At 62.3% G+C, this 19,830-nt stretch carries 21 protein-coding genes; 11 read left to right on the plus strand and 10 right to left on the minus strand.

Features of this window, described 5'->3' with window-relative positions:
* Positions 1-19 precede the first annotated feature (19 nt).
* The 11 genes from NCR34_RS25790 to NCR34_RS25840 all read left to right on the plus strand — a co-directional run bounded on the left by NCR34_RS25790 (position 20) and on the right by NCR34_RS25840 (position 10,759).
* Positions 20-1,135, plus strand: coding sequence for an ABC transporter permease (locus NCR34_RS25790; RefSeq protein ID WP_250501248.1), 1,116 nt, complete (start codon positions 20-22; stop codon positions 1,133-1,135).
* The gene (locus tag NCR34_RS25795; RefSeq protein ID WP_248323993.1) at positions 1,128-2,054 is read left to right on the plus strand and encodes an ABC transporter permease; all 927 of its coding nucleotides are present in this window, start codon (positions 1,128-1,130) and stop codon (positions 2,052-2,054) included. The genes NCR34_RS25790 and NCR34_RS25795 overlap by 8 nt, the downstream gene beginning before the upstream one ends.
* Positions 2,055-2,087: 33 nt before the next feature.
* Positions 2,088-2,786, plus strand: coding sequence for a biuret amidohydrolase (gene biuH / locus NCR34_RS25800; RefSeq protein WP_248323994.1), 699 nt, complete (start codon positions 2,088-2,090; stop codon positions 2,784-2,786).
* Entirely contained in the window at positions 2,783-4,375 is a 1,593-nt protein-coding gene (locus NCR34_RS25805) for an ABC transporter ATP-binding protein (protein ID WP_248323995.1), read from the plus strand. Before biuH ends, NCR34_RS25805 begins: the two co-directional genes overlap by 4 nt.
* An 18-nt stretch (positions 4,376-4,393) precedes the next feature.
* On the plus strand, positions 4,394-5,392 hold the full coding sequence (locus tag NCR34_RS25810; protein ID WP_248323996.1) for a formamidase: 999 nt from the start codon (positions 4,394-4,396) through the stop codon (positions 5,390-5,392).
* A 4-nt stretch (positions 5,393-5,396) separates the two neighbouring features.
* Positions 5,397-6,056, plus strand: coding sequence for a cysteine hydrolase family protein (locus NCR34_RS25815; RefSeq protein ID WP_248323997.1), 660 nt, complete (start codon positions 5,397-5,399; stop codon positions 6,054-6,056).
* 9 nt (positions 6,057-6,065) lie between these two features.
* The gene (gene hpxZ, locus NCR34_RS25820; protein WP_248324233.1) at positions 6,066-6,464 is read left to right on the plus strand and encodes an oxalurate catabolism protein HpxZ; all 399 of its coding nucleotides are present in this window, start codon (positions 6,066-6,068) and stop codon (positions 6,462-6,464) included.
* 80 nt (positions 6,465-6,544) lie between these two features.
* Positions 6,545-7,240 carry a GntR family transcriptional regulator gene (locus NCR34_RS25825; RefSeq protein WP_248323998.1) on the plus strand — a complete coding sequence of 232 codons (696 nt, stop codon included), beginning with the start codon at positions 6,545-6,547 and terminating at the stop codon, positions 7,238-7,240.
* 156 nt (positions 7,241-7,396) lie between these two features.
* Entirely contained in the window at positions 7,397-7,969 is a 573-nt protein-coding gene (locus NCR34_RS25830; RefSeq protein ID WP_248324234.1) for a DUF1993 domain-containing protein, read from the plus strand.
* A gap of 58 nt (positions 7,970-8,027) precedes the next feature.
* Positions 8,028-9,260, plus strand: a complete 1,233-nt coding sequence (locus tag NCR34_RS25835; protein ID WP_248323999.1) for an NAD(P)/FAD-dependent oxidoreductase — start codon at positions 8,028-8,030, stop codon at positions 9,258-9,260.
* Between the two features lie 218 nt (positions 9,261-9,478).
* On the plus strand, positions 9,479-10,759 hold the full coding sequence (locus NCR34_RS25840; protein WP_248324000.1) for an MFS transporter: 1,281 nt from the start codon (positions 9,479-9,481) through the stop codon (positions 10,757-10,759).
* 187 nt (positions 10,760-10,946) lie between these two features.
* Here the strand turns inward: NCR34_RS25840 and NCR34_RS25845 are convergent, their stop codons facing one another.
* From NCR34_RS25845 to NCR34_RS25890, 10 genes are all read right to left on the minus strand, one after another.
* Complete coding sequence (locus NCR34_RS25845) at positions 10,947-11,438, minus strand: ProQ/FinO family protein (RefSeq protein WP_248324001.1); 492 nt, start codon at positions 11,436-11,438, stop codon at positions 10,947-10,949.
* A 499-nt stretch (positions 11,439-11,937) separates the two neighbouring features.
* Positions 11,938-12,717: an inositol monophosphatase family protein gene (locus NCR34_RS25850; protein ID WP_248324002.1), complete on the minus strand. Its 780-nt coding sequence runs from the start codon at positions 12,715-12,717 to the stop codon at positions 11,938-11,940.
* A 208-nt stretch (positions 12,718-12,925) separates the two neighbouring features.
* Positions 12,926-13,267, minus strand: a complete 342-nt coding sequence (locus tag NCR34_RS25855) for a Rieske (2Fe-2S) protein (RefSeq protein ID WP_248324003.1) — start codon at positions 13,265-13,267, stop codon at positions 12,926-12,928.
* A 3-nt stretch (positions 13,268-13,270) separates the two neighbouring features.
* Entirely contained in the window at positions 13,271-13,582 is a 312-nt protein-coding gene (locus NCR34_RS25860; protein WP_248324004.1) for a YciI family protein, read from the minus strand.
* A gap of 4 nt (positions 13,583-13,586) precedes the next feature.
* A complete protein-coding gene (locus NCR34_RS25865) occupies positions 13,587-14,459 on the minus strand; it encodes an intradiol ring-cleavage dioxygenase (RefSeq protein WP_248324005.1) in 873 nt (290 codons plus the stop codon).
* A 29-nt stretch (positions 14,460-14,488) separates the two neighbouring features.
* Positions 14,489-15,556, minus strand: a complete 1,068-nt coding sequence (locus NCR34_RS25870; RefSeq protein ID WP_248324006.1) for a maleylacetate reductase — start codon at positions 15,554-15,556, stop codon at positions 14,489-14,491.
* A gap of 7 nt (positions 15,557-15,563) precedes the next feature.
* A complete protein-coding gene (locus NCR34_RS25875; RefSeq protein WP_248324007.1) occupies positions 15,564-17,030 on the minus strand; it encodes an aldehyde dehydrogenase family protein in 1,467 nt (488 codons plus the stop codon).
* A gap of 31 nt (positions 17,031-17,061) precedes the next feature.
* On the minus strand, positions 17,062-18,081 hold the full coding sequence (locus NCR34_RS25880; RefSeq protein ID WP_250501249.1) for a hydroxyquinol 1,2-dioxygenase: 1,020 nt from the start codon (positions 18,079-18,081) through the stop codon (positions 17,062-17,064).
* Positions 18,082-18,121: 40 nt separating this feature from the next.
* Complete coding sequence (locus NCR34_RS25885) at positions 18,122-18,616, minus strand: cupin domain-containing protein (protein ID WP_248324009.1); 495 nt, start codon at positions 18,614-18,616, stop codon at positions 18,122-18,124.
* A gap of 125 nt (positions 18,617-18,741) precedes the next feature.
* Positions 18,742-19,671: a LysR family transcriptional regulator gene (locus NCR34_RS25890; protein ID WP_248324010.1), complete on the minus strand. Its 930-nt coding sequence runs from the start codon at positions 19,669-19,671 to the stop codon at positions 18,742-18,744.
* Between the last annotated feature and the right edge of the window lie 159 nt (positions 19,672-19,830).

The following is a 19,830-nucleotide window of genomic DNA, read 5'->3' on the forward strand; positions in this document are numbered from 1 at the left end:
TTCGCTAAGCGGAGCTGAGATGCCATCCTCTTCCTTGTTATCGCGCGCTGCCGTCGGCGCATTGCCCGCGTTGCCGACGCTGAGCGCGCTCGCCGGCACGCTGGCGCTGTTCTCGTTGTTTCTGCTCGTGCAGGGCCAACCCGCTTACGATGCGCTTCTGCTCATCGGACAGGGCGCGTTCGGCTCGTCGTTCGCATGGCAGAGCACGTTATTGCGCGCCGCTCCGTTGATGCTCACGGCGTTGTGCGTCGCGTTGCCCGCGCAGGTCGGGCTGATCGTGATCGGCGGCGAAGGCGCGCTCGCGCTGGGCGGACTGGCGTCGGCCGTCGTGGCGGCGCACGTGCCGGCCGCGATGCCGTGGTTCGCCGCCGCGCCGCTGATGGCGCTCGCCGGCATGCTCGCGGGCGGCGTGTGGATCGGCGCGGTCGGCGCGATGCGGCAGCTGCGCGGCGTCAACGAGACCATCAGCAGCCTGTTGATGTCGTATATCGCGATTGCCTTGTTCAAACATCTCGTCGAAGGCCCGTTGCGCGATCCCGCGAGCCTCAACAAGCCATCGACGCCACCGGTCCCCGATGCGCTCGCGATCGGTTCGCTGCCCGGCCTCGACGTGCACTGGGGCCTGCTGTGGGGCGCGCTCGCGTGCATCGCGGCATGGGTCTTCGTGCGTCACAGCACCCGGGGCTTCGCGATGCGCGTCGCGGGCGGCAACAATCATGCGGCGAAGCTCGTCGGCCTGCCGGTGAACCGGCTCGCCATCGCCGCATGCGCGATGGGCGGCGCAGCGGCGGGCCTCGCCGGCATGTTCGAAGTCGCGGCGGTGCAGGGCAGCGCGAACGCCTCGCTGCTCGCGGGCTATGGCTATGCAGGCATCCTCGTCGCGTTCGCGGCGCGCCAGAATCCGCTCGCCATCGTGTTGTGCGCGGTCCTCGTCGGCGGCATCGAAGCGAGTGGCTCGCTCTTGCAGCGCCGTCTGGGCTTGCCCGACGCCACCACGCTCGTCTTGGAGGGCCTTCTGTTCGCCAATCTGCTCGCGTGGGAAGCAATGGGCGGCCGTCTCGCGGCATGGCGCATCCGCTTGCAGGCGATGTCGGCAGCGCGTTCTGCCGCAGGACTGGAGGGCACGCATGTTTGATGCACAATCACCCGTCGCCGTGCTCTTGCTGTCGCTCTTCGCGGGCGCTATTCGCGTCAGCACGCCGTATCTGTTCGTGAGCATCGGCGAATGCCTGACGGAGAAGGGCGGCCGCGTCAATCTCGGGCTCGAAGGCATTCTCGTTTCCGGCGCGATGACCGGTTACGCCGCCGCGTACCTGTCCGGTTCGCCGTGGCTCGGCGTGCTCGCCGCCGGATGCGCGGGACTGCTGCTCGGCTGCCTGCACGGTCTCGTGTGCTCGCTGCCGCGCGTGTCCGATATTGCCTTCGGCATTGCGCTGATGCTCGCCGGCACCGGCCTCGCGTTCTACCTCGGCAAGCCGTTCATCGAGCCGCAGGCGCCGATGTTGCCGTCGATCGACCTCGGCGCATGGGCGTCGTCGCCGCAGTTGCACAACGCGCTGCATGTGAATCCGCTGTTCATCGCCGGGGTGCTGCTGGCGTTCGCCTTGCAATGGGGCTTGCGTCATACGCGCTGGGGTTTGGCCCTGCGTCTCGTCGGCGAGAACGCGGAAAGCGCCCGCGCGATGGGCTATCCGATCACGCGCGTGCGCATTCTCGCGACGACCGCCGGCGGCTTCTTCGCGGGTGTCGGCGGCGCGTATCTGTCGCTGGTGTATCCCGGCAGCTGGAACGAAGGGCTGTCGAGCGGACAAGGCCTGATGGCCGTCGCGCTCGTCATCTTCGCGCGCTGGCAGCCGTTGCGGTGCCTGTGGGCCGCGTTGATCTTCGGGGCCGCGGGCGCGCTCGGTCCGGCGCTTCAGGCTATCGGCGTCACGACCGGCTATTACCTCTTCAACGCCGCGCCGTATGTGCTGACGCTCGCGATCATGCTCGTCAACTGCCGACCGGACCGCACGCTCGCCGGCGCGCCCGGCGAACTCAGCCTTACTCGTTGATTCACTCGTCGATTTAATCCCGGAGCGAACCCAATGACCCGCTTCATCGAAGCACGGCCCTATCCGTGGCCTTACGACGGCAACCTGCTCCCTGAGAACACCGCGCTCGTCATCATCGACATGCAGACGGATTTCTGCGGCGTCGGCGGTTATGTCGACAAGATGGGCTACGACCTCTCGATGACGCGCGCGCCCATCGAGCCGATCAGGAACGTCCTCACGCTGATGCGCGAGCAGGGCTTCACGATCATCCATACGCGCGAAGGGCATCGGCCCGATCTCTCGGACCTGCCCGCCAACAAGCGATGGAGAAGCCGCCGCGCGGGAACGCAGGGCGTGGGCATCGGCGATGAAGGACCGTGCGGCAGGATTCTCGTGCGCGGGGAGCCGGGCTGGGAAATCATCGACGAACTGAAGCCGCTAGATGGCGAGATCGTCATCGACAAGCCGGGCAAAGGCTCGTTCTGCGCCACCGACCTCGAGATGGTGCTGCGCACGCGCGGCATCGTCAATCTGGTGCTGACGGGCATCACGACAGACGTCTGCGTCCACACGACGATGCGCGAAGCGAACGACCGCGGCTTCGAGTGCACCATTCTCGCGGACTGCTGCGGCGCGACCGACCGCGGCAACCACGACGCTGCGCTCAACATGGTGCTGATGCAGGGCGGCGTGTTCGGCACGGTGTCCGATTCGAAGGCGCTGCTCGCCGCGCTGGGAAGCCGGCCATGAATGCTTCGATCAAGGCGATGAGCGTCGAAGTGCTCGGCGCGACCAAACGCTTCGGCGCCTTTACCGCGCTCGACGGCGTGACGCTCAGGGTGCGCGCGGGCACCGTCCATGCGCTGCTCGGCGAGAACGGCGCGGGCAAGAGCACGCTCGTGAAAGGGCTCGTCGGCTATGGCGTGCTCGACGACGGCGAGATCATCGCGGATGCGCGGCAGGTCAGGATCGCGTCGCCGCGCGATGCGCAGGCGCTCGGCATCGGCATGGTCTATCAGCATTTCACGCTGGCGGCGGGCTTGTCGGTGGAAGAGAATCTGCTGCTCGCGCGAGGACGTCTGCCGTGGAAGATCGACTGGACAAAGGAACGCGCCGCGCTTCGAGCCTTCATGCGGTCGATGCCCTTCCGTCTGCCGCTCGACGCCCCTGTCGCCGGCCTTGCCGCCGGCGAAAAGCAGAAGCTCGAAATCCTGAAGCAGCTGTATCTACAGCAGCGTTTTCTGATTCTCGACGAACCGACTTCCGTGCTGACGCCGCAGGAAGCAGACGAAGTGCTCGGCCTGATGCGCGATCTCGCCGCGCGCGGCGAACTGACGGTGCTGATGATCACGCACAAGTTCCGGGAAGTGATGGCCTATGCCGATGATGTCACGGTGCTGCGCAAAGGCAGGCTCGTCGGCACCAGCGCCGTGGCGGACACGACCCGCGACCGGCTCGCCGCATGGATGATGGGCGGCCAAGCGCCATCGGACGATCCGGAACTGGCGCAAACGCGCCCTGCGCGCAGGCCTTGTCCGTCGGATGCGCCGGTGCGCCTCGCGTTGCGAAACCTGAGCGTGATCGACGATCGCGGGCATGCGGCCGTGCGCGAAGTCTCGCTCGCGGTGAAGTCGGGCGAGATCCTCGGTATCGCGGGCGTATCGGGCAACGGACAGAAGGAACTGATCGAGGCGCTCGTCGGACAGCGGCGCGTCGAGGCGGGCGAGATGCGCATGCACGGCGAGCCGTATCGCGCGACGCGGGAGGAAATGACGCGGCTGCGCGTGTTCGCGCTGCCCGAGGAACCGTTGCGCAACGCATGCGTCGCGAACATGAGCATTGCCGAGAACCTCGCGTTGCGCGACTTCGATCGCCCGCCGATGAAGCGCCACGGCTGGCGGCTCGATCGCCGCGCGATGCGCGAGCGGGCCGAACGGCTCATCGCCGAATTCAACGTCAGGCCGCCGGTGCCTGCTCGCGCCATCGGCACGCTGTCGGGCGGCAACGTGCAACGCGCGGTGCTCGCGCGCGAACTCGGCCAGGCGGTCGATGTGCTGATCGTCGCAAATCCGGTGTTCGGGCTGGACTTCGCATCGGTGGCGGACATTCATGCGCGCATCCTCGCCGCACGCGATAGCGGCGCGGCCGTGCTGCTCGTCAGCGAGGACCTCGATGAACTACTGGAACTGGCAGACCGCATCGCGGTGATCGCGGAAGGCCGGATCGTCCATGAAACGGCTGCGAGCGGCGCGGATCGCGTCGCGTTGGGAAGACATATGGCGGGCCACGTCGAAAGCGCCACGCGCGATACGTCCGAGCCGGTCACCGTCCACGCATAAAGAAAGGAGCAAGGAAGAATGAGTTCGAGCGGTCTCGGTGGGTTGAACAAGTCGCCGCAAGGCATCGTCGTGGGACTCGTGCAGTTGCAGAATCCGGATGTGACGACGCCGGAGCAGCTCGCCGCGCAGACGCGCCGCATTGTCGACATGGTGGGCAAGGCGCGCCGCAACAATCCGGCGATGGATCTCGTCGTGTTCCCGGAATACATGCTGCACGGCCTGTCGATGAGTACCGACGACGCCATCATGTGCTCGCTCGACGGCCCCGAAGTGGCGGCATTCAAGGCGGCCTGCATCGAGCATCGCATCTGGGGATGCTTCTCCATCATGGAGCGCAATCCGGGCGGCAATCCGTACAACAGCGGCATCATCATCGACGATCGGGGCGAGATTGCGCTCTACTACCGCAAGATGCATCCCTGGGTGCCGGTCGAGCCGTGGGAGCCGGGCAATGTCGGGGTGCCGGTGTGCATCGGGCCGAAGGGCGCGAAGCTCTCGCTCATCATCTGTCACGACGGCATGTTTCCGGAGATGGCGCGCGAAGCCGCCTACAAGGGCGCGGAGATCATCCTGCGCACGGCCGGTTATACCGCGCCGATCCGGCATGCATGGAAGATCACCAATCAGTCGAACGCGTTCCAGAATCTCGCGCAGACCGCGAGCGTGTGTCTCTGCGGCAGCGACGGCACGTTCGACTCGATGGGCGAGGGCATGTTCTGCGACTTCGACGGCGCGGTGATGGTGGAAGGCAGCCATCGTCCCGACGAAATCATCACCTGCGAAATGCGGCCCGATCTCGTGCGCGAAGCGCGCATTCACTGGGGCGTCGAGAACAACATCTACCAGTTCGGGCATCGCGGCTACGTGGCTGTGAAGGGCGGCGCGCAGGATTGCCCGTACACGTTCATGCAGGACATGGTGCGCGGAGAGTATCGCTTGCCGTGGGAAGCGGATGTCGTCGTCAAAGACGGTACGTCGTGCGGGTTTCCGGCGCCCGATCGCCGCTACAAGGGATGAGGCGATGCCGGCCATCACGCGCGCGCGGCCGTCGCCGTTCATCTTCGAGGCATCGCATACGGCGTTGATCGTCATCGACATGCAGCGCGATTTCATCGAACCCGGCGGCTTCGGCGAAAGCCTCGGCAACGACGTGTCGCTGCTCGCGTCGATCGTGCCGACGGTAGCGCGGCTCATCGATCACGCGCGCAACGAACGCTGGCTTGTCGTGCATACGCGCGAGTCGCATGCGCCGGATCTTTCGGATTGTCCCGCTGCGAAGCGGCTGCGCGGCGCACCGCAAGCGCGCATCGGCGATATGGGACCGATGGGCCGCATTCTCGTGCGCGGCGAGCCGGGCAACGCGATCGTCGATGAACTCGCGCCCATTGCGGGCGAGCTCGTGATCGACAAGCCGGGCAAGGGCGCTTTCTACGCGACGGGTCTCGGCGAAAAGTTGGCGCAACGCGGCATCACGCATCTGGTCTTCGCGGGCGTGACGACCGAAGTGTGCGTGCAGACGAGCATGCGGGAAGCGAACGACCGCGGCTACGAATGCGTGCTGATCGAGGACGCGTCCGCGAGCTACATTCCAGCGTTCAAGACCGCGACCATCGAGATGATTCGCTCGCAGGGCGGTATCGTCGGATGGACGGCGACGCTCGCCGATCTACAGGAAGCCTGACCCATGACGATGGAAGTGAACCGCCCGGATATCGTGGCTGAAGTGGAGCGCGCGTTCGTTGCGTATGAACGGGCGCTCGTCGATAACGATATCGCCACCATGAACGCGCTCTTCTGGCACGCGCCGCAAACCGTGCGCTACGGCATCGCCGAAGTGCAACATGGCGGCGATGCCATTCGCCGGTGGCGCGAGACCTGCGCGCCGGTGCCTCGTTCGAGGCGGCTGCATCGCACGGTCGTGACGACATTCGGCGCGGATCATGCCACGGTCAGCACCGAGTTCACGAGCGACGCGACGCACTTGCTCGGTCGCCAGATGCAGACATGGGCGCGGCTTTCCGACAGCATGAACGCATTCGCGGGATGGACGATCGTCGCCGCGCACGTGAGCCTGATTGAAAGACCCTGAGGAAGGCCCTGAGAAAGCCCTTTGAGCCGCTTTGCAGGAGACACCGAATCGACTCGCCCAAACTCATGGAGCGCGCGGCCGTGCGCGCCATTCAGGCAGCGAATCCGCTCGCCGAACAGGTGTATCAGCAACTGAAGCAGGACATCTTCAGCTTTAGTCTCTTTCCCGGCGACCGCTTCTCCGAAACGGACATCGCGCAATACTACGGCGTGTCCCGCACGCCGATGCGCGATGCGCTCTTTCGGCTGTTGCGCGAAGGCTATCTGGAAGTGGGTTTCAGGCGTGGCTGGAAGGTGTCCGAGATCGACTTCGCGCAGCTCGACCAGCTCTATGACTTGCGCATCGTGCTCGAGACCGCATCGCTCGACAAGCTCGGGTCGACCGCGCCGCCACATCCGCACATCAGTGCCCTCAAAGCCGTCTGGTGCGTGCCGCCGGAGGCGCGCGAAACGGACCCGGTCGCGATGTTCAGCATGGACGAGGACTTTCATCGCGGACTCGTTCGCGCAAGCGGCAACGGCGAGATGCTGCGCGTGCACGACGAGGTGACGGAGCGCATCCGCATCGTGCGGCGGTTGGATTTTCTGAAGCCGCATCGGACCAGCGCCACGTATGAGGAACACGCGAAGATGCTCCGCTGCATCGATCGTGGCAAGTGCGGTGAAGCGGCCATGCTACTGCGTTCGCATATCACGCAAAGCAAGCTGGAGGTACGCAAGATCACCGTATCGATGCTGGCGGAAGCGCGCGAGCGCAAGCTGCCGTTCGTGGGCTGATGCGTTTGCGGCTCCTCGACGAGCCGATAGCAGCCTCGTCCTCGTGCTTTCAACTATGCAATACTGATGCAGAAGACAATGTTCGTGCTTCTGCAATCGCTTTCCCCGTTGACAAGCGGTGTCGGTGTTCGGTTGAAACGCATCGGGAGTTCATGCATGTCGCTGACTCGGCTTCTCGTTCCCTCATTCACACAGATGCTGCGCGCGCTGTCGACCTGGCTCGAAAAAGCAGCGGCTCATGAGCGCGCATCGGGCGGTGACCCAAATGCACTGTTATCACTACGGCTCGCTTCGGACATGTATCCGCTTGCTTCGCAGGTAAGGTTTGCGTGCTTTCAGGCGCTAGAGCCTGCTCATCGTCTGCGCGGTGAGCCGCTTCCCGAGGCGCTCGGGAAGTTGCAGCGCGAAGGGTGGAACGCGGACACCCAGTCGGGTTCGTTGCAGGATGCCCAAGCGCGAATCGCCGACTCGATATCGTTTCTCAGCGGGCTCGCGTCCGACGCATTAGATGCAGGCGCCACACTGCCCATTGCGCTCGAATTGCCCGATGGCATCGTCTTCGACATGACCGGCGACCAGTACGCGCGCGATTGGTCGCTGCCGCAGTTTTACTTTCACCTCACGACCGCGTACGCCATACTGCGGCACCACGGTGTCCAACTCGGAAAGGCGGATTACGTATCGCACATGTTTGCGTACGTTCGCCCCGGGTCGTTACCACAAAGCTGAAGCGACTAGTTAGCGAAGCTAAGCTGTGTGCATACGGCGAAACGGAAGGAACATCGACATGAAGTTCGACGCAATGGTTCTCGGCGCCGGTATCGTCGGCACGTCCGTCGCTTTGCAATTGCAGCGTAGACGCCTCAACGTGGCGCTCATCGACCGCAAAGCACCGGGCAAGGAAACCTCACTCGGCAATGCCGGCCTTATCCAGCGCGAAGGCGTCTATCCGTACGCCTTGCCTCGCGACTTCGCGTCCCTTGCGCACTACGCAGGCAATCGCGCGACGGACGTGCGCTATCACCCTATGGCGATGCCAAGGCTGGCGCCGTTCCTGGTGAAGTATTGGCAGCACTCGCGAGCCGACCGTCACGCACGCATCGCGAGAGCCTATTCGACGCTCATCGAGCATTGCGTTTCGGAACACCGCGAGCTTATCGACGCGGCGGGCGCACAGGCGCTATTGAGAAAGAACGGGTGGATGAAGGCGTTCCGTACAGGCAAGGCTTTCGAAGCGGCCGTCGCCGAGGCGGCGCGCTGGAGAGAGGAATACGGAATCGAATTCGACGTGTTCGAAGGAAACGCTCTGCATCGAAGTGAGCCGTCGTTGAGTCCGGTTCTTCGAGCCGCAGTACGTTACTCGTCGTCTGATTCAGTCAGTGACCCAGCCGGCCTTGTCGGTGCCTATGCGAAGCTCTTCGAAAAACTCGGCGGCGTGGTGCTCGCCGGAGACGCTTCGACGCTCAGTGAGGGTTGGCGCGTGAGAACCGACTCGGGCGACGTCGAGGCGAATGTCGGGGTCATTGCCCTGGGCCCATGGTCGGGCGACCTGACCACGAAGCTGGGGTATCGTCTGCCGCTCCAGGTGAAACGCGGCTACCACATGCATTATGCGAGCAAGCCCGGCGCGACGCTGAATCAGCCGGTTCTCGATGCGGAAATCGGCTACATGATTACGCCGATGGTGAGAGGCATTCGCTTGACCACGGGCGTGGAACTTGGCTTCAGGGACTCGCCCAAGACGCCGGTGCAACTGGAAGCTATCGAGCCTCTGGCCCGCGAAGTCTTTCCATTGGGGGAACGAGTCGACTCCGAACCCTGGCTCGGGTGTCGTCCCTGTACTCCCGACATGATGCCCGTCATTGGGCCCGCGCCGCATCACCGGAATCTGTGGTTTGCCTTTGGCCATGCGCACCATGGCCTGACGCTTGGACCGATCACCGGGCGTTTGATTGCGGAGGCGATTACAGGCAGCCGTCCGGTGGTCGACCTGACACCGTTTCGTGCGGATCGGTTCTGAGCGTCGCAAGGGTCTCATGATCGAGGCCGAAACGAATTGCGTATCGAAAGAAGAGGGCGCCAACGCTGGATCACTCTCTACTCCGCTTGCTTTAACAAGTACGACGGTCGGCGCGTTATTCCCCCAGGTGGCGATACAACGTCATTTGTTCCCAGGCCAAGGCATAATCTGGAGAGAAGACAAGGCTCGCAGGTTGAACAAACGGGAGGAGAATCTCGATGACTGATGTGCCGGGCGTTTCGCTCGAGAGAGAGGCAGCAGATCGACGTAAATGGCGCATCATACTTGCGGCATCCATCGGCAATGCGTTGGAATGGTTCGACCTGGTCATCTATGGGTTTTTCGCCGTTACCATTTCCAAGCTGTTCTTTCCCAACGGCAACGAGACCATCTCGCTGTTGCTGACGCTTGGAACCTTCGGCGTATCGTTCTTCATGCGTCCGCTCGGCGCCGTCGTGCTGGGCGTCTATGCGGACAAGGCAGGCCGCAAAGCCGCGCTGACGCTGTCCATCCTTTTGATGATGATCGGCACGTCGCTCATCGCGATCATGCCAACGTACGCGACGATCGGCGTTCTGGCGCCAGTGGGAATCGTGGTCGCCAGAATGATTCAGGGCTTCTCGGCGGGCGGCGAGTTCGGCAGCGCGACTGCGTTTCTCGCGGAACACGGCGGTCAGCGTCGCGGATTTTTCGCGAGTTGGCAGGCCGCCAGTCAGGGCCTCACGACGCTGCTTGCTGCACTCGCGGGCACCTGGTTGACGACCGCTCTTACCCCGGCGCAAGTGCTCGGCTGGGGATGGCGACTCCCATTCTTTCTCGGGTTGTTGATTGGGCCCGTGGCTTACTACATCAGGCGCAACGTCGACGAAACGCCCGAATTCGTGATTACGGAGACCGAGGGCAATCCTTTAGCAGACACGTTCAGGAATCAAGGACAGCGCCTCATCCTGGCCATAGGCGCGGTCGTTCTCGGGACAGTGGCGACGTATCTGATCCTGTACATGCCCACGTATGCGGTCAAGCAACTCCGATTGCCTGCCGCCGCTGCCTTTACTGCGACTATTGCGACTGGCGTCATTCAAATGATCGGCGCGCCTGTATTCGGCCATCTGTCCGACCGCGTGGGCAGAACCAAAGTCATGATGGTGGCCGGAGCCTTCTTTCTGGTCGCCGCGTACCCGGCGTTTCGACTACTGCACGATCACCCGACGTTCCCCGCGCTCGTCTGGGTGCAGGTCTTCTTCGGCGTGGCGAACGCGGCGTACTTCGGTGCGCTACCCGCATTGCTTAGCGACCTCTTTCCGACACGGAATCGCACGACCGGCATGTCCGTCGGATATAACGTGTCGGTCACCGTCTTCGGCGGCTTTGCTCCATTCATTATCACGTCGCTGATCGGTCTGTCGGGAAACCAGCTTGCGCCCAGCTTCTACTTGATTGCGGCCGCCGTTGTCAGTTTGGTCGCACTGGTTCGCATCAGAAAGTTGGCGATGCTGTGAGTGAGCGAATAAAGGCAATGGCGCCCGCCGCGAGGGGCGTCGTTGCGGTTCCTGATTGCATTGTCTCAGCGCCCCGATGTACTGAACGCTCAGTGATTGCTTGAACGAAGCAGTGAGCGACGACTATCGGTTGAACAGTACGCGCGTTCGTGAATGCACCGATCGCGCGCCCGGCAATTTCGAGAAATTACTTCTCACCGGCTTCCGAGTTCTTCTCGGAGGCGCGAACCGCCGACTTCTGGCGTGGCCTCGCGGCAGCCTGCAAATGCCGCGCGCGCCCCGCGTCTGCTGACGTGACTTGTCCAGTCGGATTACCCGCCAAGTCGACCCGAGGCGCACCTTCGACAAGGCTGCTCCAGTAACGCGTTCCTCGGCACCAAACCTTGATTGCGTCCTTGAGTTCCTGCTCGGATAGGGACAGGTCCGCTTTCTGCGCCAGAAGGTCGTGCAAGATACCCACCTTCAGCGGGACTTTCGGCGCAGGGTTTTTGGGGAAGGCGTTCGGGAAACGCTTCTGTAGCTTGCCGATGGTATGCACCGCCGGGTCGACCGGCCCGGTATCGGTGGTCCGCGGCGGTCGCTTCGACTGCGTAGCCTGCTTCTTTGCGGCCGGCTTACCGGCGTTCTTAGTCTGTTGCGCGAGCTGCTTCTTGAGAGCAGCGAGTTGTTCGAATCCCATGTCCGTGTACCTAGAATGCAAGCGCCGATTCTAGCAGTCGTCCGAGCAATTGGCCTTTCTGGTGTTCGCCGAGACGGATCGAGCACGCTTTGGCGACCGCTGGAGATGTCGGTGAGTCTTGCAACTCGAGCGGAATTACATCCCTGCAAATGGCCATCAGAGCTCGGCAATTCTGGCTTCGATAAGGCCGCAGATGGCATTGCCGAGGTGCGCAAAACGTAGATGGCCTTGGCGTAGGCAAGGATCGACGATTCGTGCACCCGTTGTGCCGGAGTTTCAGTAGGGCTCAGGTATGACGATTGCGAAAGAGGCGTGTCTCCTCCGCGTCCTTCCCCTCTCTCTCGGACGTGGACCTCAGCCCGCCCATGCCCCGCGCGGGCTTTTTTTCGCTCGCCGATTGGCCGTCGTTGCTGGCTAAGGCGTTCAACCTCGAGCATGTCCGCGTTAGGGCAGGTTCTAGCCACTGCCTGCGCTGATCCCATCCAAGGGCGGCTGATCATCACGGCGCTGCCATGAACTGAATGGCCTCGGCATGCAACTCCGGTGTGGACGCCGCGAGAATCGTTCCATCAAATCCGGCATCGACTGCGGCGCCCGACCATGTGCTGATGACACCGCCCGCGCCACGTACGACTGGAACCAGCGCCATCACGTCAAACACTTCCAACTCCGTTTCCACCACGAGGTCGACGTGTCCCGATGCAAGCAGCGCATAGCCGTAGCAGTCCGTACCGTAGCGAGTGAGGATCGCCGACCGGGCAAGGGACTCGAATGCAGTAGCGGCGTGGTCCCGGAACGTATAGGGGTCAGTGGTGCAAAGTCTCGCTTCACGCAACCGTCCACATGAACTCGTCTTGCAGACCTGACCGTTGAGTAACGTCTGCCTCCCATCTCCTATCCAGCGCTCCCGCAACGCAGGCATTTCGATCATTCCGCACGTTGGAAGGCCGTCTTCGACCATCGCGACCAGCGTGCCGAAGAGTGGCACGCCGGCGATAAAGCCCTTCGTGCCATCGATGGGGTCAATGACCCAGTTCGTCCCTGCCGCAATCACTCCGCCTTCCTCCTCGCCGAAGATGCTGTGACAGGGAAATCGCCTGGCGATGATTTCGCGTACCCTCCGCTCGATGGCGCGGTCTGCGTCCGTTACGGGACTGCTGTCGGGCTTCGTCGCAACATCGAATCGAGCTCTGAAATACTTCAGCGCGAGAGTTCGGGCTTCGTCGCCGAGTTCATTGAGAAAAGCGAATAGCTCTTCGGAGGGCAGAGAGTTTTGCATAGCCCATGTCAAGAAAGTCCAAGCGGCGCCAGTCGGTTCGGCGTATCTTGGAGCCTCGATGCAAGGCTTCTTTCCTGTCCCGCCGCAGCCTCATGGCGCGTATGTGAAGTACGCTCCCTCCGTACAGGCCCATGCGTTGCCGCGCTTAGTGATGTCGCGAGCGAGCGAGTGTATGGCACCGTTCCCGTTTCAAGGCAGGCGTAACGACTTAAGCGGACGTACCAGCAAATACAACGCATGCATTACGGTCAACCTCTACAGGCACCGCGTCCAGAGCGGCACCCTTGCACGGCCCATCGATACACTTGCCATCATCGAACCTGAACAGCGCACTATGATGAGCGCACATCAAGACCTGCGATCGATAACACGAAACACTCCCAGGCACGAAGTCCAAGGATACCGAAAAATGCGGGCAGCGATTGACATACGCCCAGGCCTTGTCGCCACGCCGGACCACGACGATGGAGGGCCCCACTGACTCTTTCGGAACGACGAGAGCACCGCCATCCGGCACTTCGTCGAGACGACACAACTGACTCCCGTTCATCGTTCAAGCCCGTTGTTCGGGATTTCCGAGGCTCCAGTCCCACGGACGGACCTCGACGCGGGAAAACAATCCTTCTTTCATGTACGGATCCTCGCCTACGAAGCGCATCACAGCATCGATGTCATCGGCCTCGACAACCAGAAGCGTGCCATTCATCTTGTTGCACAGCGGCGCGAGGGTGGGGCCCCCGAGACGGACGTGAACGCCATGCTCGGACGCGCTGCGCAAATAGCTTCGATGGCTGGGTCGCACGCGCTCGCGGACTTCGCGCATGTCCGGCTTGTCAGTGGCAAACACTGCGAAATAGCGGCGCATCTCGTTAGCTCCGGTCAAGAACGAAGTCGTAGTTCGCCTCGCGATACGGGCCTCGGACATTGAAACGACGAGCGAGTTCATCACCGGCCGCTCGCTCACGGTAGGAAACCGTCAGTGACGTCTTCACACCGAAGACCGCATCGGACTCGAGATATTTGTCGTCTTTATCGAAGATATGAGTCACGAGTCTTCGGTGCCCCACGGCGTCAATCATGAAGTGCAAATGCGCAGGCCGCCACGGGTGCCTTCCTGTCGCACTCAGCATCTTGCCGACCGGACCATCGGTCGGGATCGGATAGCTGACCGGCAGAATGGTGGTGATCGCGTAGCGGCCTTCCGCATCCGTGCGATAGCGGCCGCGCAGGTTGTCGAGCGGCTGGTCGGCGTCCTGGCCGGAGTACATGCCGTTTTCAGCGGTTTGCCAGACGTCGAGCACTGCGCCGGCAATCGGCGTGCCGTCGGTGCTGCGTACTTGCCCATGCACGACAGCTGGCGTGCCGGGCGTCGAGGCCATGTTCTCGCCATAGGCACGCTCCGGCATGCCCTCGATATAGAACGGACCAAACACTGTCGTGTCCGTTGCTCCGCTCGCGAACCGATGATTGATCGCGTCGACTAGCATCGAGACGCCCAAGGTGTCCGACAGGAGGATGAATTCTTGACGCACGACGCCATCGCACATTTTCCCGGTCTCGGTGAGAAAGCGAATGGCGGACATCCACTCCTGCTCGGTAAGCTGCGTTTCGCGGACAAAGGCGTGCATGTGTCGCACGAGGCTTTGCATCAATGTTCGCAGGCGCACATCCGGTGTGTTGGCGAAGCTGGCAACGACCTGATCGGTCAGCTTCGCATCGCTGTCGTCGAGTTCTGTTGTCACGTTTGTCTCCATGTCTATTCGGCGACCGCTCAATGCGGTGACCGTCCTTCCCACGCGTCCTGAAGCAGCGCACGAATCGCCGCGCGTTCAATCGGCCGCGGATTCGCATACGGGTTCTTGCAGGCGATATCCGCTGCTTCGTCGAGTCCGGCATACGGCATGCCGATATCGGCCAGCGCCGCGGAAATGCTGAGCTTCTCGTTCAACTCGAACAGCAGCGGGCCCGCCTCCGCGGCTTCGTTTCCGCCGAGCGCCCGGGCGACGCGAAGCAACGCCTCGGGCGCAGCAACGTGGTTATAGTGCGCCGTATGAGGCAACATTGCCGCGTGAGTCTGTGCGTGAGGAAGATTGAACGTGCCGCCTAGCGTGTGACATAGCTTGTGATGAACGGCCATGCTGACCGCGCCGAGGCAGGTGCCTGCGAGCCACGCGCCATATAACGCACGGCTGCGCATGTCGCGATCGCCCGGCGTTTTGACTATCACCGGCAACGCTTCGCTGAGCGCGCGTATTGACTCCTCGGCCATCAAGCTTATGACAGGATTGGCGTCGTCGGCGTAAAGCGCCTCTACCGCATGCGCCAGAGCGTTGACGCCGGAAGCGGCCGAGATGCCGGCAGGAAGCGACAGGGTTAGCGACGGGTCATACAAGACGGTGCGCGGCAACACGCGCACATCGCGGCCAGTGCGCTTCAGACGGCCTTCGGTGAGTCCATATATCGGCGTCATCTCCGAGCCTGCGTACGTGGTCGGCACCGCGAGGATGGGCAAGGACGACTCGAGTGCTATCGCCTTGCCTAGTCCGATGGTGGAGCCGCCGCCAATCGCAATGCAGCAGTCCGCATCCATGTCGCGAGCCGTGTCGCAAGCCGCGCGGGCGACCTCCATTGGAACGTGCATGACCGCCTCGGCACAGACGCCTGCGGCGCGCTCGCCGAGGACGTCCGCCACGTGGTCAGCGAGATGCCGTTGCTCAGGCGTCGACAAAATAAGCGCTCGCCGCGCGCTGAGCTTCGTCAGTTCGTCGGGCAGCTTACCGAGTGCGCCCCATTCGAAGACGACTCGCGTAGGGGTTCCCTGATAGACAAAGCGCTCCATGAAGACCTCAACGCTTGAAGTGCGGCGGCACGTTACCGTCGACATTGACCCACACCGAGCGCGCTTCCGTGTAGTCGTGCATCGCTTCGAAGCCCATCTCGCGACCGTAGCCCGACTTGCCCACACCGCCGAACGGGCTGCCTGGATTCACCCGCTTGTAGCAGTTGATCCAGCACATGCCGGCATTAATTCGCGACGCGGTCTTGTGCGCGCGAGACAGGTCGCGAGTCCAGAGGCCGCTGCCCAATCCATATTCGGTCGAGTTTGCGATAGCGAGCGCTTCCTCGTCACTGCCGAAGCGCAGAACCGTGACAAACGGACCGAACACTTCTTCTTGAGCGATACGGTCGGACGCGCTTTTCGCCTCGATGACAGTTGGACGGACGTAATAGCCATTCGCCAAGGCACTGTCTTGCGGGGCGCTACCGCCCGTGAGTACGCGACCGCCTTGTTCTCGCGCCACGTCGACGAACGTCAGCACGCGGTCCAGATGCTGCTTCGATGTGAGCGGCCCCATTTCCGTATCGTCGTCCAGAGGGTTGCCGACACGAATAGACGAAGCCAGCGAAACGAATCGCTCGAGAAACTCGTCCGCGATGCGTTCATGCAGAATTAGACGTGAACCCGCGATACATGCCTGCCCCTGGTTGTGAAAGATGGCCCACGCGGCGCCGTTGATGGCGGCATCGAGATCCGCGTCGTCGAACACGATGTTCGCGCCTTTGCCGCCGAGTTCCAGTTGCACACGCTTGAGGTTGCCCTGCGAGGCGTCGACGATTCGGCGACCAGTCGCCGTCGACCCGGTAAATGCAATTTTTCCCACGCCCGGGTGTTCGGCGAGCCGCTGGCCGGCCGTGTGTCCATAGCCCGGTACGATGTTGACGACGCCTGCGGGGAAGCCGACCTCGGCCATGATTTCGACGATGCGCAACGTCGATAGAGGCGTGATCTCCGAAGGCTTCAATACCACCGTATTGCCCGCAGCGAGCGCCGGCCCCATCTTCCAGCTCGTGAACATCAGCGGGAAATTCCACGGAACAATCTGGCCGACTACGCCGATAGGCGCGCGCTGCACGTAGTTGAGGAACCCGGTTTCCACGGGAACCACGGAGCCTTGCAGCTTATCGGCCATGCCGCCGAAGTAACGGAAGCACGCGGCTGTACGCGGTACGTCGAGCGCGCGGGAATCGCGAATCGGGTGGCCGGTATCGAGCGATTCGAGCTGCGCGAGCTCCTCGGCGTTCGCCTCGATGGCGTCGGCAAGGCGCAGCAGGAGCCGGCCACGTTCGGCCGCCGCCATGGCCGACCACTTCGGGAATGCGCGAGTGGCTGCGTCGACGGCGAGATCGACATCTGCGGCAGTCGCCGCCGCGATCTTTGTAATGAGCGAGCCGTCGTGCGGATTGAGCACGTCGATGGTGCCGCGATCGACGGCATCGACAAAGCGGCCGTCAATGAAGAGTTGGTTCTGCATGAGTCTTCCTCGATTCGATGCTTCGTTCTGCTTAGAACGCAATGGGATACGGGGCAAGTTCACCGCTCTCATAGCGCTGTGGCAGATCAGGCGTGGCGTTCTCCCAAACCAGCAGCATCGAGCGCTTCGTCGAGTAGCCTTGATGCCGGATGTCGGCCGGCATCGCGCAGATGTCGCCGGCGCGCATGGTGATTCGAGCGCGCGGTGCGCCGGTGTTCTTGTCGCCGATATCCCAGACGATTTCGTCGGAGAGCTGCAGGAACCACTCGACGCGGTCGTTTCCGTGGAACACGGGCAAGATGAACTCTTCGGTGGTCGGACAGAACAGGCTAAGGCCGCAGACGGAGGTCACCGACGGGTTCCACGTCACATCTGAACGGGAAAGATATTTGAAGAGGTTGAACGCGTGAAGCTCGCCTTCGAATCCCGGCTCGACATGGACTTCCGGCTCATCCTGCGCGACGTCGAGGAACTCGCGATTGACCGGTAGATCGTTGCGCAGCGGCGAGTCGCCCGCAAGGCCCGGCATGCGGCGCGTCGCAATGCGCGTGCGTTCGATCGCCGCGTCGTTCTCGCCATGCTTGCGCCCGAACGCCGTTCCGGTTTCTTCCGGCGCTGCGAACGGGTCGAAGCCTTCGTTGGTCCAGTCGTGTAGGATGGCCTTGAACGTCGCCATGATAGTCGGCGTTTCGAAGGTCTCCGTATAGTCGACGCCCGCTTCCTTCATGATGCCGTTGAACGTGCCGGCGTACACATCCACCTTGCCGTAATGATTGCGCGTGCCGAACACATGGTCGAAGTTGACCCAGCCGTAGAAGAAGCCCCATGCCACATCGCGCATCATTGCGCGCAGGAATGCGTCTGCCGGCACGGCGTGCGTACGCGTCTGACCTTTTGCGGGCCAACTGATTTTCACGAAATACTCGTCGCGCTGGAACTCGAATTCACCGAGCTGAAAGCGGCGGTAGCCCGTGATGGCGTCCGGTTCCGTCGAGCGCACGGTGTCGGCTGCGAAGTCTGCGGGATGGTCGAGCGTGTCGAGGGTGGCCATGACTTGTCTCCTGAAACGTTGGATATCGCTGGTCGGGCTTTTAGTGCAGACAGATATCTGCCCACTTCTCTACGGACAGCGCGCCGAGTACGGTCTGCACGAGCGCGACCCCCGGTTTGCTCGCGGTAAAGCGGTATGCGCAGCCCGCGGGGAGCAGTGCCTGATGCCCTTTGCGCAGCACCACGTGGCCCATCTTTCGCCCGACGGGCTCGGTGCCTGCGCTCACGGTTCCGCGCCCGGACGTCGGCGGGTTTTCGAGCTTGATGAATTCGATGCGGACTTCGCCGTCCATCTGAATAGTGAATTCGTCGTGCGCGCATGTGTACCACGGCGATGTGCCCTCGGTACGCAGTACTTCGATCACGTATTCGAGGTTCTTGCCGGCGACGACCTTCTCGTAGGGTGCCGATTTCGATGCGACCTCGAACACGTTCGAAAACGCGTAGTGGCGAGCGCTCCCGCTCGTGATTTCGACGCCACCTTTCTTGAAGTTATCGAGGGAGCCAAAGACGGTATGGAATGCAGTGTCGGTCATTGCTGTCTCCTGTGTTGAACTGCTCGTTACGTTCAACTCTAGGGGCAAAAACTGGCCGCAACAACCTGCGAGTCACCGACTACGGCATTTGCGATTCGCGAATAATCGGCCGGCGACGACGCGGCTTACCGCACCCAGCCGCGCTCGAGCAACGGCAGGTCCCACGACGGCTCAGGACCCAGATATTCGATGAGGAATTCGACAAGCGCCTTGACCTTCAATGCCTGGCGCTGGGTCGCCGGATAGACGGCTGCGAAGTTCAACGTCGAGAGTTCATAGTCCGTCAAGATGGGCACCAGTGTCCCGCTCACGAGCGCCTCGCTGGCGACCAAGGTCGGCAAACATACGATGCCTCCGCCTGTCAGCGCATAGTCCTTCAGTAAGTGCACAGAATTCGAACGAATCATGCCCGGCAATTCCATTTCCACGACCTCCGTACCGTGGATCATCGTCCAGCGGTTTCGTGAGGGATATCCCGAATACAGCGCGGTGATGTGATGCAGCAAGTCACGCGGATGCTGCGGAGCACCATGCTTTTCAAGGTAAGCAGGCGATGCACAAAACAGGCGGCGAACGTTGAATAGTCGACGCTCGATGAGCGACTCCGAGATGGGAGGGAAAATCTGGAACGCGATATCGAAGCCTTCTTCGACTGGGTCGACAACCCGGTCATTCACGATGATATCGAGTTGAATCCCCGGATAGCGTCTGTTGAATTCGGCGAGCGGCGCGCCGAAATGTCCAAGAGCAAAGCCGGGAAGCATCTGAATGCGCAAGCGCCCCGTCGGCGTCGCGCGGAGCTCGCGCATCTGGTCGGTCAGTTCATTCACGCGGCCCACGACCTCGGCGCATTCGCGATAGAACGCTTCGCCGACTTCCGAAAGTCGGACGTGGCGCGTGCTGCGGTGGAAGAGCGGCGCATTGACGAACTTCTCCAACTGCTGGATGCGGTTGGTCACGACCGAACTCGTCACACCGAGCTGTCTCGCCGCTTCGGCGAAGCTGCTTGTTTCCGCCACTCTCACGAATGCCTCAATGCTGAGAAACCGGTCCATATGGCGCTTTCCCTGTGCAAAACACCAGTTTAAATGGACCGGACGACTCAGACTGCGAAAGAATGGTTGGCTCGTGTTCCTTGTTTAACTGCGGAAAGGGTGCAGGCGGTCGACTTCGAGAAAAGGCCAACGTCTATTGTCGAAGCCAACGAGTGAATA

This window comes from Caballeronia sp. GAWG1-5s-s (assembly GCF_023631445.1).
Classification (GTDB): Bacteria; Pseudomonadota; Gammaproteobacteria; order Burkholderiales; family Burkholderiaceae; genus Caballeronia.